13 protein-coding genes are annotated in these 14,503 nt (G+C 63.2%); 6 read left to right on the top strand and 7 right to left on the bottom strand.

All coding sequences use genetic code 11. The features are described from left to right. The first annotated feature begins 13 nt into the window (after positions 1–13). The gene (locus tag VMP31_RS16830; protein WP_325508853.1) at positions 14–775 is read left to right on the top strand and encodes an ABC transporter substrate-binding protein; all 762 of its coding nucleotides are present in this window, start codon (positions 14–16) and stop codon (positions 773–775) included. Between the two features lie 129 nt (positions 776–904). Here the strand turns inward: VMP31_RS16830 and VMP31_RS16825 are convergent, their stop codons facing one another. After that, positions 905–1,813, bottom strand: a complete 909-nt coding sequence (locus tag VMP31_RS16825; RefSeq protein ID WP_325508852.1) for an AEC family transporter — start codon at positions 1,811–1,813, stop codon at positions 905–907. Positions 1,814–1,923: 110 nt separating this feature from the next. Between VMP31_RS16825 and VMP31_RS16820 the strand changes: the two genes are divergently transcribed. Further along, a complete protein-coding gene (locus tag VMP31_RS16820; protein ID WP_325508851.1) occupies positions 1,924–2,328 on the top strand; it encodes a GFA family protein in 405 nt (134 codons plus the stop codon). Positions 2,329–2,525: 197 nt separating this feature from the next. Here the strand turns inward: VMP31_RS16820 and argA are convergent, their stop codons facing one another. From argA to VMP31_RS16800, 4 genes are all read right to left on the bottom strand, one after another. Continuing rightward, positions 2,526–3,824, bottom strand: coding sequence for an amino-acid N-acetyltransferase (gene argA, locus VMP31_RS16815; RefSeq protein WP_325508850.1), 1,299 nt, complete (start codon positions 3,822–3,824; stop codon positions 2,526–2,528). A 190-nt stretch (positions 3,825–4,014) separates the two neighbouring features. After that, positions 4,015–5,193, bottom strand: a complete 1,179-nt coding sequence (argE, locus tag VMP31_RS16810) for an acetylornithine deacetylase (RefSeq protein WP_325508849.1) — start codon at positions 5,191–5,193, stop codon at positions 4,015–4,017. A 62-nt stretch (positions 5,194–5,255) separates the two neighbouring features. Further along, positions 5,256–6,518 (bottom strand): inorganic phosphate transporter, encoded by a 1,263-nt coding sequence (locus VMP31_RS16805; RefSeq protein ID WP_325508848.1) that lies wholly within the window; start codon positions 6,516–6,518, stop codon positions 5,256–5,258. Positions 6,519–6,557: 39 nt separating this feature from the next. Further along, on the bottom strand, positions 6,558–7,235 hold the full coding sequence (locus tag VMP31_RS16800) for a TIGR00153 family protein (protein ID WP_325508847.1): 678 nt from the start codon (positions 7,233–7,235) through the stop codon (positions 6,558–6,560). A 142-nt stretch (positions 7,236–7,377) separates the two neighbouring features. Here VMP31_RS16800 and VMP31_RS16795 point away from each other — a divergent pair, with 142 nt between their 5' ends. After that, positions 7,378–7,977, top strand: a complete 600-nt coding sequence (locus tag VMP31_RS16795; RefSeq protein WP_325508846.1) for a serine acetyltransferase — start codon at positions 7,378–7,380, stop codon at positions 7,975–7,977. A gap of 26 nt (positions 7,978–8,003) precedes the next feature. Beyond that, positions 8,004–9,368, top strand: a complete 1,365-nt coding sequence (locus VMP31_RS16790; RefSeq protein ID WP_325508845.1) for an inorganic triphosphatase — start codon at positions 8,004–8,006, stop codon at positions 9,366–9,368. Between the two features lie 114 nt (positions 9,369–9,482). Here the strand turns inward: VMP31_RS16790 and VMP31_RS16785 are convergent, their stop codons facing one another. Then, a complete protein-coding gene (locus VMP31_RS16785; RefSeq protein ID WP_325508844.1) occupies positions 9,483–10,541 on the bottom strand; it encodes an extracellular solute-binding protein in 1,059 nt (352 codons plus the stop codon). Positions 10,542–10,691: 150 nt separating this feature from the next. After that, positions 10,692–12,068, bottom strand: a complete 1,377-nt coding sequence (locus VMP31_RS16780) for a glutamine synthetase family protein (RefSeq protein ID WP_325508843.1) — start codon at positions 12,066–12,068, stop codon at positions 10,692–10,694. A 276-nt stretch (positions 12,069–12,344) separates the two neighbouring features. On the opposite strand from VMP31_RS16780, the gene VMP31_RS16775 reads away from it, so the two are divergent. After that, positions 12,345–13,097: a gamma-glutamyl-gamma-aminobutyrate hydrolase family protein gene (locus VMP31_RS16775; RefSeq protein ID WP_325508842.1), complete on the top strand. Its 753-nt coding sequence runs from the start codon at positions 12,345–12,347 to the stop codon at positions 13,095–13,097. Between the two features lie 43 nt (positions 13,098–13,140). Then, positions 13,141–14,499 carry a glutamine synthetase family protein gene (locus VMP31_RS16770; protein ID WP_325508841.1) on the top strand — a complete coding sequence of 453 codons (1,359 nt, stop codon included), beginning with the start codon at positions 13,141–13,143 and terminating at the stop codon, positions 14,497–14,499. Positions 14,500–14,503: the final 4 nt, after the last annotated feature.

The following is a 14,503-nucleotide window of genomic DNA, read 5'->3' as shown; positions in this document are numbered from 1 at the left end:
GAGTATTGCCCTGATGCCACCGCGCGTGCTGGTCTACCTGTTGTCGAGCCTGTGCCTCTGCGCCCAGGCCGACAACCTGCGACTGGTTACCGGTGATAACTACGCGCCCTTTACCGGCCAGGCCCTGCCGGGCGGCGGCATGCTGACCCAGGTGGTAAAGGCCGCGCTGGATGAACGGAGCATCGGCCATAGCCTGGACTGGCGGCCCTGGAACCGCGGCTACCTGAAGACCCTACAGGGCGAGTACGACGCGACCTTCCCCTATGTACGCACGCCGCAGCGGGAGCAGGAATACCTGTATTCCGCCGCCTTGTTCGTTGCCGAGCAGCATATCTTCAGCCGCGCCGCCGAGCCCATCGAGCTGGATGATCCGGCCAGCCTGCAGGGCCGGCGCTTTTGCTACCCCCTTGGCTGGCAACCGCCGAAGGTTCTTCAGGAGCTGCTCGATCAGGGTTTGCTGACCCGCCATTCGCCTATTGGCCTCAAGGAATGCGCGCGCCTGCTGCTGCTCGGACGGGATGATTTCTTTATCTCCGACCTGCGTCTGGGGGAAACCGCGTTGCGCCTGACCGGTGCCGACCTGAGTCTGTTTCGCCGCTCTGTCAGCGCGATCAGCAACAGTACCCTGCACCTGATCGTGCCGCACAAGCACCCGCAGGGGCCGCAGCTGATCGAGCAGTTCAACCTGGGCCTGCGCGCCCTGCAGGACAGCGGCCGCTACCAGCAGCTGATCAGCGACTATATGAGCCAGGACGCCAGCTCAACCGAGCAGTAGCAGGCTGTTGAAAAACTACCTGCGTTGGCAATACTGCGTTAAAAACAGGCTCGGAATGCTCATTTACAACCCGTAAACTCCGCTTCCTCGCCTGTTTTTGCCTTGTCTTGCCTGCCTCGCCTACATTTTTCAACGGCCTGCTAACAGCAGCAATAGCGGCAGGCTGGCCGCCGCCAACAGGGTCTGCAGGGTAATCAGGCCGGCCATCAGCTGGCTGTCGCCGCCCAGCTGGCGGGTCAGCACATAGGCGGTGGGGGCGGTCGGCAGGGCGAAGAACAGCACCAGCAGGGTGCTTTCCATAGGCGGTAACTGCAGCCCATAGGCCACCGCCCAGGCCAGCAGCGGCATAGCCAGCAAGCGCAGCAGGCTGTTGCTGAGCAGGGCCGGAACTTCGCCGCTCAACTGTTCGGGCTTCAATGCCGCGCCGACGCAGAGCAGGCCCAGCGGCAGACTGGCGGCGGCCAGCAGGCCGAGCAGACGCTCGCTGCCGCCGGGCAGGCCGATGCCGCTGAGGTTGATCAGGGCCCCGGCCAGACAGGCGAGAATCAGTGGGTTCTTCAGGATCGGCAGCAGCAGGCTGCGCGCGCTGACGCCGCGCTCGGCGGTCAGCGACCAGACCGACAGCACGTTGACCGTGGGCACCATCAGGGCCAGCATCAGCGCGGCCAGGCTCAGGCCTGGTTGGCCAAACAGGCTGCCCACAGTGGCCAGGCCCAGGTAGGTATTGAAGCGCAGGGTGCCCTGGCTGAAGGCCCCGAAACGCCCCGCCGGCCAGCCCCGCACCCGGCGCACCAGCAGCAGGGCCAGCCAGGCCAGGCCCAGGCCCAGCATCACCGCCAGGGCCAGGCGCGGCAGCGCGGGATTATCCAGCGGAGCCGTGGCCAGGCTGCTCAGCAGCAGCGCGGGAAACAGGATGAAGTAGTTCAGCCGCTCGGCACCGGGCCAGAACGCCTCGTTGGGAAAGGCCTGGCGGCGTAGTAGATAACCGGCGACTATCAGGGCGAACAAAGGCCACAAGGCCAGCAGCAATTCGAGCACGACAACCCTCGTCTAACAGACCGTTGAAAAACTACCGGCTAAGGCACAAGCGCCCATCTTGAGCAGCCCGGGCGGGCGACGCAAGCATCGGCCGGGCGAAGGAGATAACGATGAGTTTATTGCAGAGCGGCGGCTGCCACTGTGGTCGCCTGCGTTACCGCTTCGACGCGCCCCTGGTGGATATCGCCCACTGCCACTGTTCGGACTGCCGGCGCAGCAGCGGCGGCATCCTTACCACCTGGATCACGGTGCCGCTGGCGAGCTTTCAGTGGCTGGCCGGCACGCCCACCGAGTACGCCTCGTCGGCCACCTGCACGCGCAGCTTCTGCCCGACCTGCGGCGCGCACCTGACCCTGTTTACCCGCCTCAGCCCAGAGACCCTGGATGTCACCGTCGCCACCCTCGACCACCCGGAGCAGGCCCCGGCGGATCGGCATATCTGGGTGCAGAGCGGCTTGCCCTGGCTGCAGGTCGACCCGCAACTGCCCGAGGAGCAGCAGGAGCTGATTCCCTAGAGCGGTTTGCCGGTTGATGCATACCCCGTAGGAGCGGTTGTGCGGCACTCCGCCATGCCCGCGAAATCCATCGCGGGCATGGAACTGGGCGTCCCCCCGCTCCTACAAGTGCCCAAGCCGATAGGCGCACTTACATCCCAGTTTGCTGCGCGACAGCGAGGCGTCTGGACGACGGGGGATTTCCTACGTCAGGCGCTTTAAAGCGCCTTTTCAAACACCTGGGAGTTGCGCTGGTAGTTGTACAGCGAGGCGCGGGCGGCGGGCAGGCGGTCGACGCTGCTGGGCACGAAGCCGCGCTCGCGGAACCAGTGGGCTGTGCGGGTGGTGAGCACGAATAGGGTCTTCAGGCCCTGGGCGCGGGCCCGTTCCTCGATGCGTTCGAGCAGCTCGTCGCCGCGACCGCCATGGCGGTAGGCTGGGTTGACCGCGAGGCAAGCCAGCTCGCCGAAATCCGAGTCGGCAATCTGGTACAGCGCGGCGCAGGCGATGATCAGGCCTTCGCGCTCGACGATGCTGAACTGCTCGATTTCGCGCTCCAGTACCTCCCGCGAGCGGCGCACTAGAATGCCTTGATCTTCCAGCGGGGTGATCAGCTCCATCAGGCCGCCGACATCTTCGATGGTCGCCTCGCGCAGGGATTCGAACTGCTCCTGGGCCACCAGGGTGCCGTTGCCGGTGCGGGTGAACAGTTCGCTGAGCAGCGCGCCGTCTTCGGCGTAGCTGACGATATGGCTGCGGCGTACCCCGGCCTTGCAGGCCTCGGCGGCGGCGTCGAGCAGTTCGCCCTGATAGCTGCTGCCTAGGCGCTGCAGATGCTGCGGCACCTGCTGGGGGCGCAGCTCGCGGACCAGGCGGCCGTTCTCGTCGAGCAGACCACTCTCGGCCCCGAACAGCAACAGTTTGTCGGCGTCCAGGTCGATGGCGGCGCGGGTGGCAACGTCTTCGCAGGCCAGGTTGAAGATTTCCCCGGTGGGCGAATAGCCCAGCGGCGACAGCAGCACGATGCTGCGCTCATCCAGCTGACGATTGATGCCCTTGCGGTCGATGCGCCGCACTTCGCCGGTGTGGTGATAGTCGACGCCATCGACCACACCGATCGGCCGCGCGGTGACGAAGTTGCCGCTGGTGACACGCAGGCGCGAGCCCTGCATCGGCGAGCGCGCCATGTCCATCGACAGGCGCGCTTCGATGGCGATGCGCAGCTGGCCGACGGCGTCGATCACGCACTCCAGGGCCGGCCCGTCGGTCACCCGCAGGTCGCGGTAAAAGTGTGGGGTCAGGCCCTGGTTGGCCAGGCGCGCCTCGATCTGCGGGCGCGAGCCATGCACCAGCACCAGGCGCACGCCGAGGCTGTGCAACAGCACCAGGTCGTGCACGATATTGCCGAAATTCGGATGGGCAACGCCCTCGCCCGGCAGCATCACCACAAAGGTGCAGTCGCGGTGGGCATTGATATAGGGCGAAGCGTGGCGGAGCCAATTGACGTGGTCGAACATTATTGGAGGAACCTGTGGGGCAAATAGGGAACGCATGGAGAGGCGCGGCGATGGGCATGCCCACCCTCATCCGGCGCTACGCGCCACCTTCTCCCGGGGGAGAAGGGGATGGGAGGACGTTGCTGCGCAACTTGCTGTTGATACGAGGCAGCCGATAGCAGCGGGGGTTATCGTCGCAGTTGGGGCAGCTTCACGCGTTCTCTCCTCCAGGTGGCACCGCGCTGGCGGGGTGCAGGCAATAATGTTCAATCAGTTGTTGCAGCAGACGCACGGTCGGCTGCAAACGTGACATGTCCAGATATTCCCCTGGTTGGTGGGCGCAATCGATATCGCCTGGGCCGAGCACCAGAGTTTCGCAACCAAGCTGCTGAAGATAAGGCGCTTCGGTGGCAAATGCTACCGCGCAGGCACTGTGCCCGGTGAGGCGTTCGGCGATGCGCACCAGCTCACTGTCGGCGCTTTGCTCGAACGGTGGCACGCTGGGGAACAGCGGCGCGTAGTCGATCTTGACCTGGTGTCGCTCGGCCAGCGGCTGCAGCTTCTGCCGAATCGCCGCCCGCAGCACCTGCGGGTCCATGCCGGGCAGTGGGCGCAGGTCGAACTCCAGGGCGCACTGGCCGCAGATGCGATTGGGGTTGTCGCCACCATGGATGCAGCCCAGGTTTAGGGTCGGCACCGGCACGCTGAACTGCGGGTTGCTGAATTCGCGCTGCCACTGGTTGCGCAGGCCGCGCAGCTCGGTGATCACGTCCTGCATGGCTTCCAGGGCGCTGTGACCGAGGCTGGGATCGGAGGAGTGACCGCTCTGACCGAGGATGTCGATGCGCTCCATCATGATGCCCTTGTGCAGGCGGATGGGCTTGAGGCCGGTTGGCTCGCCGATCACCGCGGCGCGCCCCAGGGGCCGGCCGGCAGCGGCCAGGGCGCGGGCCCCGGCCATCGAGCTTTCCTCGTCGCAGGTGGCGAGAATCAGCAACGGCTGCTGGAAGCGTTGTTCCAGCAAGGGTTGCACCGCCTCGATGACCAAGGCGAAAAAGCCCTTCATATCGCAACTGCCCAGGCCCACCCAGCGGCCGTCGACTTCGGTCAGTTTGAGTGGGTCGCTCTGCCACAGCGCGGCGTCGAACGGCACGGTGTCGCTGTGTCCGGCCAGCACCAGGCCGCCGGGGCCAGTGCCATAGCTGGCGAGCAGATTGAATTTACCGGGGGAAACTTGCTGCACATCGCAGTGGAAGCCGAGGTCGCCGAGCCAGCCCGAGAGCAACTCGATCACCGCGCGGTTGGATTGGTCCCAGTGGGGCTGGGTACAGCTCACCGAAGGCGCGGCGATCAGCGCGGCGAATTGCTCTTTTAAGGAAGGCAGGGGCATCGGGAGTCTCCGCGGGCGAGGCCCATCATAGGGCCATCGCCGGCAGAGATAAAACCGCTAACTCAGAGGAAGATGCCGCGCAGCACGTAGAAGAACACGATGGACAGGGCCGCACCCACTGGCAGGGTGATCAGCCAGGACATAAAGATCTTGCCGATCACGCCCAGGTTCAGCGCGCCGATACCGCGGGCCAGGCCCACACCCAGTACCGCACCGACCAGGGTATGGGTGGTGGACACCGGCAGGCCGATGGCCGAGGCACCGACCACGGTGGTGGCGGTGGCCAGTTCGGCGGCGAAACCGCGGCTCGGGGTCAGCTCGGTGATTTCCTTGCCAATGGTGGCAATCACCTTGTAGCCATAGGTGGCCAGGCCGATCACGATACCCACCGCGCCCAGCAGCAGCACCCAGGCCGGCAGCGCCGCCTTGGCCCCGACCGCTTCACCGCCGGACTGGATCACCCCGACAATCGCCGCCAGTGGGCCGACGGCGTTGGCCACGTCGTTGGAACCGTGGGCAAAGGCCATGGAGCAGGCGGTGAAGATCATCAGCACGGCGAAGACCTTTTCCACACTGGCGTAGTGGAAGTCCTTGTCCGCCTCGACGTCGATCTTGATCCGGCTGAGCAGGGCGATACCCAGCAGCATCACCAGGGCACCGACGCCCAGCGAGAGCATAAAACCCTCGGTGCTGGAGAGGTCCAGACCGATATGCTTGAGGCCTTTGGTCAGGGTCATGATGCTGACCATAAAACCAGTGGCAAACATATACAGCGGCACAAAGCGCTTGGCGTTGAGGAAGGGCTCATCGGTATCGATGATCAGCTTCTGCACACTGACAAACAGGCCAAAGGCGACGAAACCGGACAGCACCGGGGAAACCACCCAGCTGGCCACGATCGGGCCGACGCCGGCCCAGTTGACCGCGTCCATGGACACGCCCACGGCAGCGAAGCCAATCACCGCGCCGACGATGGAGTGAGTGGTGGATACCGGCCAGCCGCGGGTCGAGGCGATCAGCAGCCAGGTACCGGCCGCCAGCAGCGCCGACATCATGCCCAGCACCATCAGGTCCGGGGTGATCATCGAGGCATCGACGATACCGCTCTTGATGGTTTCGGTGACCTGGCCGCCGGCCAGGTAGGCACCGGCGAATTCGAACACCATGGCGATCAGAATCGCCTGTTTGATGGTCAGCGCGCGCGAGCCCACCGATGTACCCATGGCATTGGCCACGTCATTGGCACCCACCCCCCAGGCCATGAAAAAGCCAAAGAGACAGGCAAGCAGCAGCAATACGAGGCCGTAGTCCGCAATCAGAGACATAAATAATTAATCCGTAGATTCCAGAAAGGACACTGGCGCTTAGCGCGCCAGCAGTTGTTCCAGTCGGTTGCCGACGCGTTCGGCACGGTCAGCCACATCGCCGATCCACTCGATGATCTGGTAGAGGAACATCACGTCGACCGGGGGAAGATCCTTCTCCAGTTTGAACAGGGCGCGACGCACGTCGATCTGCATCAGATCGGTGTCGCGCTCGATCTGCTCAAGCTCCATGACCATGGACTCGACCAGGGCCGCTTCGCGACCGCCAAAGCCGGTTTCCAGCAGCTCGTCCAGCTCGTTCATGGCTTTCAGGGCCTGGGCGCTGGCATCCACGGTGCGCTGCACAAAGGTCCGCATCAGCGGTTGCAGCGCCTGGGGAATGGCCATTTCGCGGCCTAGCATCAGGCCGGCGATGTCCTTGGCGCGGTTGGCGACTTTGTCCTGTACACTCAGCAGCTCCAGCAGATCCGAACGCGGAACCGGCAGAAACAGGCTCTTGGGCAGGTGCAGACGCACGCTTTTCTTCAGCTTGTCGGCTTCGTCTTCCAGTCGTGCCATGTCCTGCTGCACGTGCTGCACCTGGGCCCAGTCCTCGACCATCACGGCTTCGAAAAACGGCACCAGGTTCGCCGCGCACTCGTGAGCTTTGGCGAAATGCTTCTGCATGGGCCCGATAGGCGAGCGACCGAACAGGCTGGCAAAAGGATTGATTGGCATAGGGTGAGCCCCGGCGTTGAGAAGGCCGCAAGTATACGGATCACCCGGTACGCCCGCCAGTTCGTGTCATCAGATGGTAATAATTCGATTGTATTGGCCCCGGCTGGGGCTGTTGCACAGTAAAGGCACCCGAGGTCGCGGCATGACATTCGCCCAATTGAAACGCTACTGGCATATCGAGTTGCTCGGCGGCGCGCACAAGCGCTTTTCCTGGCGGCGCTTGCTGGCCAAGTACCGTCAGCGTTCGCGTTATCGCTACCTGTTCTGGTACCGCTTCGCGCAATTTCTCCACCAGTCCGATTCGAAGTTCTGGCGCAATCGCGCCCGCCGGCTCAGTGACCGACTTAGCGAGCGCTTCGGCATCGAGATCCCGCTGGATACGCAAATCGGCGAGGGTCTGTTTATTCCCCACCCGGTCGGTATTGTGATTACCCGCAAGGCGGTGATCGGCAGGAATTTCAGCATCTTCCAGAACTGCACCATCGGCCAGAAGCATGACGAGGGCGGCCCGATCGTGATCGGCGATAACGTCAGCGTGGGTGCCAACGCCTGTATCATTGGCGACAATCTGCGCATCGGCGACTACGTCACCATCGCCGCGGCCTCGTTCGTCAATAAAGACATCCCCGACCGGCACACCCATATCAGCCTCTACACGTCGCGCCTGGTCGAGAATAAAACCGACTACTCACCGATTAGTACGCCGCACTCGCGCAAGGCGCGCGACAGTTCGGCCAGCTGAATTCACGTATCCAGACCTAGAGTCCCATGAACAAAGAAACCGAGATCAAGCTGCGAGTCAGCCGTGCAACCCTGACCGCCCTGCGCGACCACCCGTTGCTGAAGAAGCGCAACAAGAGTGGCTGGGAGCAGCACGAACTGTTCAACCAGTATTTCGACACCCCCGAGCGCGACCTGGCCACGGCCAAGGTCGCCCTGCGTCTGCGCCGCGATGGCGACCAGGTGATCCAGACCCTGAAAACCCGCGGGCAAAGCGTGGCCGGTTTGTCCGAGCGCAATGAGTGGGACTGGAACCTGGCCAAGGCGAAGCTGGACCTGAAAAAGCTCGATGACAGCTGCTGGCCGGCGGCCCTGGCCGAACTGGACAAGAAGCAGCTGCAGCCCATCTTCACCACCGACTTCGTTCGCCAGCGCGCGGAAATCGCCTGGGGGCGCGGCAAGGCCCGCGTGGTGATCGAAGCGGCGCTGGACCTGGGCAAGGTGATTGCCGGCGAAGGCGAAGAAGAAATCTGCGAGCTGGAGCTGGAGCTGCGTCAGGGCGAGCCTGAGGCGCTGCTCGAACTGGCCGCCGAGCTGGCGGCTGACTTGGCGCTGATGCCCTGCGATATCAGCAAGGCCGAGCGCGGCTACCGCCTGTTCGATGCCGGCAGCTACAGCTTGAGTCTGCCAGCCCCGGTGCTGAGCGGCGAAACCAGCCTGGACGACAGCGTCGCGGCGCTGGGCTGGCACCTGCTGGGCAGCAGCCAGCGCCTGGCCGAGCAATACCGCTTCAATGGCCACTGGCGTTTGCTGGTCGAGTGGCTGGAGCAGCTGATCGGCTTGCGTGCGCTGCTCAGCAGCCTTGGCCAGGCCGCGCCGCGTTCCAGCAGTCATGCCTTGCGTGAATTGCTGGATGCTTTGCTGCTGGAATGGCGTCCGCGCCTGCTGGCCGGCCAGGACGATGACAGTCTGCGCAAGAACGCCCCGGCGCTGTTCGCCGCCGAACTGCAGGGCAACCGCTGGGGGCTGTTCTCGCTGAACCTGTCGCGCTGGCTGCTGGCGCGCAGCTGGACGGTGGAGCGCAATAACCGTGGCAACCGCCAGGGCGCTGCGCCGCTGGGCAACTGGCTGCCGACCCTGATCGCCGATGAAGGGGCCGCCCTGCAGCTCAAGCGCTATGTGCAGCAGCCGGAAGACCTGGCCGAGCAACTGCCGCGTATCGAGCGTCTGTTGGTCTGGCTGCACCTGGCCCGCGAGGTGCTGGAGGTGCCGGAAGTCGACCGCCTGTATGGCGAGTTGAACAAGCTGGCCGAACTGGCCAACCAGACCATCGATCCTGAAGTGCTGGCTGCGCGCAAGGCGCAGTCACTGGCCGTTGGTTCGCTGAAAGCCTGGCGTCAGCTGGTCAAGTAAGACTTGTGAGACCGTAGGGTGCGCCGTGCGCAGCAAGACTCTCGGATACTTGCGCACCCTGCGCGGTAAGCGCAGGCCGTAGCCCGGATTTCATCCGGGCTCCTCTCGCATCATTCAACTGCCATCACGAAAGCGTGCCCATACCTCGGCCACGCTGGCGCTGTGTTTCTCCGAGACGGTTTCCAGGGCATGCAGGCGGCGTTTGGTGTCGCGGTCCGGGTACAGGCCCGGCTGATCGCGCAATGCCGCGTCGAGGAAGTCCCTGGAGTCGGCATTGCCGCTGGGATAAAGCGTTTCGGCGGTGATCAGCGCGGCCACCTCGGGCTGCATCAGGTAGTCGATAAAACGGTGGGCCAGATCGGCGCGCTCGGCGCTTGCGGGGATCACCAGATTGTCGATAAACAGCACCGAGCCTTCATCCGGCACCAGGAAGCGCACCGGCTGCCCGGCATCGGCGGCGGCCAGGGCGTCGCCTACCCAGGCCATGGCCACGCACAGCTTGCCCTGGCTGAGGTCGTCGATATAACGCTCGCTGTCGATATAGCGCAGATGCGGGCGAAGGCCGTCCAGCACCTGGCTGGAGCGCTGGATGCGGCTCGGCGCGCTGCGTGCCAGGCTGCGGCCCTGGTAGTTGAACAGCAGGGTCAGGGTTTCCTCGGGCGCGTCCAGCACGCTGATCCCGCATGCGGCCAGGCGCGCGCTCTGCTCGGCATCGAACAGCAGGCTCCAGCTATCGGGCAGCGGCCCGCCAAAGGCCGCCTCGGCTTGCGGCGTGTTGATCGCCAGGCCCACCGCGCCCCACAGGTAAGGCACCGCATGGCGGTTGCTCGGGTCGAGGGCGGCCAGAGTGCTGAGCAGCTGCTTGTCGAGGTGCTTGCGGTTGGGCAGCAGGCTGAAATCCAGGGGTTGGATGCTGCCGTTGTCGATCAGGGCCGGCAGGTCGTTGTGCGACGGCACTGCGATATCGATGGCTTCGCCGCTGGCCAGGGCCGCTGCCAGTTCTTCGGCGGTGCTAAAGGTGCGGTACTCCACGCGGATGCCGGTCTCGGCCTCGAAATCCTTGAGCACCTGCGGGGCGATATAATCGTTCCAGTTGTAGACGCGAATCACCTCTTCGGCGCTGGCCAGCAGCGGCGTCAGGGCAAGCAGCAGTGAGGCAAACAGGCGAGGCATGGAGGTCTCCCGAGTAGGTTGATGTCGCGTCAGCAGGAATTTGCGGCGCAGGTTGCCCGTCATCGCGCCGAGGCGTGAATAAAAGGGCTGGGGCTACGCCGCGTGTGGAATAGAAAACGCCGGCTCAAAGGCCGGCGTTTAGGTGTTGCATCAAACCGTGTGCAGGTACCAGTTGTACTCGAGGTCGGAGATCGAATTCTCGAACTCGGCCAGCTCGCTTTCCTTACAGGCGACGAAGATATCGATGTATTTCGGGTCGATATAACGGGCCAGCACTTCGTTGTCGTCCAGCTCGCGCAGGGCATCGCGCAGGTTGTTCGGCAGGCTTTGCTCGTTCTGCTCGTAGGAATTGCCTTCCACTGGAGCGGTCGGCTCGATCTTGTTGGTCAGGCCGTGGTGCACGCCCGCCAGTACCGCCGAGAGCAGCAGGTAGGGGTTGGCGTCGGCACCGGCGACGCGGTGTTCGATGCGTACGGCATCGGCATTGTCGTTCGGTACGCGCAGGGCCACGGTACGGTTGTCGATACCCCAGCACGGCGAGTTCGGCACGTAGTACTGCGCGCCGAAACGGCGGTAGGAGTTGACGTTCGGGCAGAGAAAGGCCATCGAAGCCGGCATGGTTTCCAGCACGCCGCCGATGGCATGACGCAGGGCGTCGTTCTGCACCGGATCTTCGCAGGCGAAGATGTTGTTGCCCTGCTTGTCGAGAATCGAGATATGCACGTGCAAGCCGTTACCCGCCTGGTTGGGGTACGGCTTGGCCATAAAGGTGGTGTCCATCTCGTGGTCGTAGGCGATGTTCTTCACCAGGCGCTTGAGCAGCAGCGCGTAGTCGCAGGCCTTGATCGGGTCAGCGACATGATGCAGGTTGACCTCGAACTGCGCTGGGGCGCTTTCCTTGACGATGGCATCGGCCGGGATGCCTTGCTCTTTGGCACCTTCGAGGATGTCCTGCAGACACTCGGCGTATTCGTCGAGGTCGTCGATCAGGTACACCTGGGTCGACTGCGGGCGCTTGCCCGACAGCGGCGACAACGGCGGCTGCGGACGGCCGTTCACGTTGGCCTGGTCGATCAGGTAGAACTCGAGTTCAAAGGCGGCGCAGATAGTAAGGCCCAGTTCGTCGAACTTCGCGACCACCTGGCGCAACACTTCCCGTGGGTCAGCGAAGAACGGCTCGCCTTCCATTTCATGCATGGTCATCAGCAGTTGCGCGGTTGGGCGCTTCTGCCAGGGCTCATTGCACAGGGTGTTGGGGATGGGGTAGCAGATACGGTCGGCGTCACCGATATCCAGGCCCAGACCGGTGCTTTCCACCGTGGAGCCGTTGATATCCAGGGCGAACAACGAGGCTGGCAGGTTGATGCCGCGCTCGTACACCTTGTGAAGGCTGGCGCGTTCGATGCGCTTGCCGCGCACCACGCCATTCATATCTGCAATAAGAAGGTCGACGAACAGGACCTCAGGATGTTTCTTAAGGAACGCGTTCGCTTCGTTAAGCTGAACGGCACGCGGGGGTACCGACATGATGCAACACCTTTGTTGTTAAAAATATCAATCATGCAACTGCACAGGGTTGAGTCAATCCCAAACGCCTGATGCTGTCAAGAGAGCTACATATTGCCCTAAAAGGGGGCTGTGTGGCCAATTTTAGGGCGTTGCAGGGCAGCGCAGTGCCGGCGAACCCCAGGTTTGACAGGGTGCTCAGTGGGGTGTGTTCAATTTTTTACATGGCTATTGTGAAAAAAAATGAACAAGGCTAAGCTCGGCTCAAACCCATAACAGCAATAAAACGGGTGTCTCATGTCGCGCCAGCCGATAATCGGCGTTAGTGCCTGTACCAAGCAGATCGGGCACAACATCTACCACACCGCCGGTGACAAATACCTGCAAGCCATCGTGCATGTTGCCGGGGGCATGCCATTGATAGTCCCCGCGCTGGGCGATCAGATCGATCAGACCTACCTGCTGCAACAACTCGATGGCCTGGTGTTCACCGGCTCGCCGTCGAACGTCGAACCCCATCATTATCGCGGCCCAGCCAGCGAGCCGGGCACGGCTCATGATATCGCCCGCGACAGCACCACATTACCTTTAATTAAAGCAGCAATTGCCGCCGGCGTTCCCGTGCTCGGCATTTGCCGCGGTTTTCAGGAAATGAACGTGGCCTTCGGCGGCACCCTGCACCAGAAGGTGCATGAGGTCGAAGGCTATATGGACCACCGCGAGCCCGGCGACATGCCGGCCGAGCAACAGTATGGCCTGCGTCACGCGCTGCAAGTGCAGCCGGGCGGGCTGCTCGCCGGTATCGGCCTGGCGGGCGAGATTCAAGTCAATTCCATTCATGGCCAGGGCGTTGAACGTCTGGCGCCGGGCCTCCGCGTGGAAGCACTGGCACCAGACGGGTTGATCGAAGCCTTCTCCGTCGAAGCGGTGCCAGGCTTCGCGCTGGGGGTGCAATGGCACCCCGAGTGGCAGGTAAGATCCAACCCGAATTATCTCGCCATCTTCCAGGCCTTTGGTGAGGCTTGCAGGAAGAGGGCGGGGCAACGCTGAACCGACTATATATAGGTCGGCTCTCACCAACCCTGAGGTCTCTATGAGCACCAAATTAGACCAGCTTTCGAGCTGGCTCAAAGAACGCAAAATCACCGAAGTTGAATGCCTGATCAGCGATCTTACCGGCATTGCCCGCGGCAAGATTTCGCCGACCAACAAGTTTCTCGACGAGAAGGGCATGCGCCTCCCCGAGAGTGTGCTGCTGCAGACCGTAACCGGCGATTACGTCGAGGACGAAATCTATTACGACCTGCTCGACGAGGCGGACATCGACATGTTCTGCCGCCCGGATGAAAACGCCGTGTTCCTGGTGCCGTGGGCCATCGAGCCGACTGCGATGGTGATCCACGACACCTTCGACAAGCAGGGCAACCCGATCGAGCTGTCGCCGCGCAACATCCTCAAGAATGTACTCAAGCTCTACGCTGACAAGGGTTGGAAGCCGATCGTTGCGCCGGAGATGGAGTTCTACCTGACCAAGCGCAACAGCGACCCGGACTTCCCCTTGGTCGCGCCGATGGGCCGCTCCGGTCGCCCGGAAGTGGGTCGTCAGTCGTTTTCCATCGATGCCGCCAACGAATTCGACCCGCTGTTCGAAGACGTCTACGACTGGTGCGAAATCCAGGGCCTGGACCTCGATACGCTGATCCACGAAGACGGCCCGGCGCAGATGGAAATCAACTTCCGTCACGGCGAGGCCCTGCACCTGGCCGACCAGATCACCGTGTTCAAGCGCACCATGCGTGAAGCGGCGCTCAAGCACGATGTGGCCGCCACCTTTATGGCTAAGCCGATCACCGATCAGCCGGGCAGCGCCATGCACATCCACCAGAGTGTGGTGGATATCAAGACCGGGCAGAACCTGTTCTCCAATGCCGATGGCAGCATGAGCGAACTCTTCATGCACCACATCGGCGGCCTGCAGAAGTACATCCCTGAGCTGCTGCCGCTGTTCGCGCCGAACGTCAACTCGTTCCGCCGCTTCCTGCCGGATACCTCGGCCCCGGTGAACGTCGAGTGGGGCGAAGAAAACCGCACCGTGGGCCTGCGCGTGCCGGAAGCCACGCCGCAGAACCGTCGCGTGGAAAACCGCCTGGCCGGTGCTGACGCCAACCCTTACCTGGTGCTGGCAGCCTCCCTGCTGTGCGGCTATATGGGCATGGTCGGCGGTCTTGAGCCCAGCGTTCCGGTCAAGGGTCGTGGCTACGAGCGCCGCAACCTGCGCCTGCCGATCACCATCGAGCACGCTCTGGAGCGCATGGAAGCCTGCAAGGATGCCGAGAAGTACCTGGGCGAGAAGTTCATCCGTGGCTATGTCGCGGTCAAGCGCGCCGAGCACGAGAACTACAAGCGGGTGATCAGCTCCTGGGAGCGCGAGTTCCTGCTGCTGTCGGTGTAACCGT

The organism is Pseudomonas sp. (genome assembly GCF_035512415.1).
Classification (GTDB): domain Bacteria; phylum Pseudomonadota; class Gammaproteobacteria; order Pseudomonadales; family Pseudomonadaceae; genus Aquipseudomonas.
Note: the sequence above shows the minus strand (reverse complement) of the source record. Positions and strands in the feature narration are given on the sequence as shown.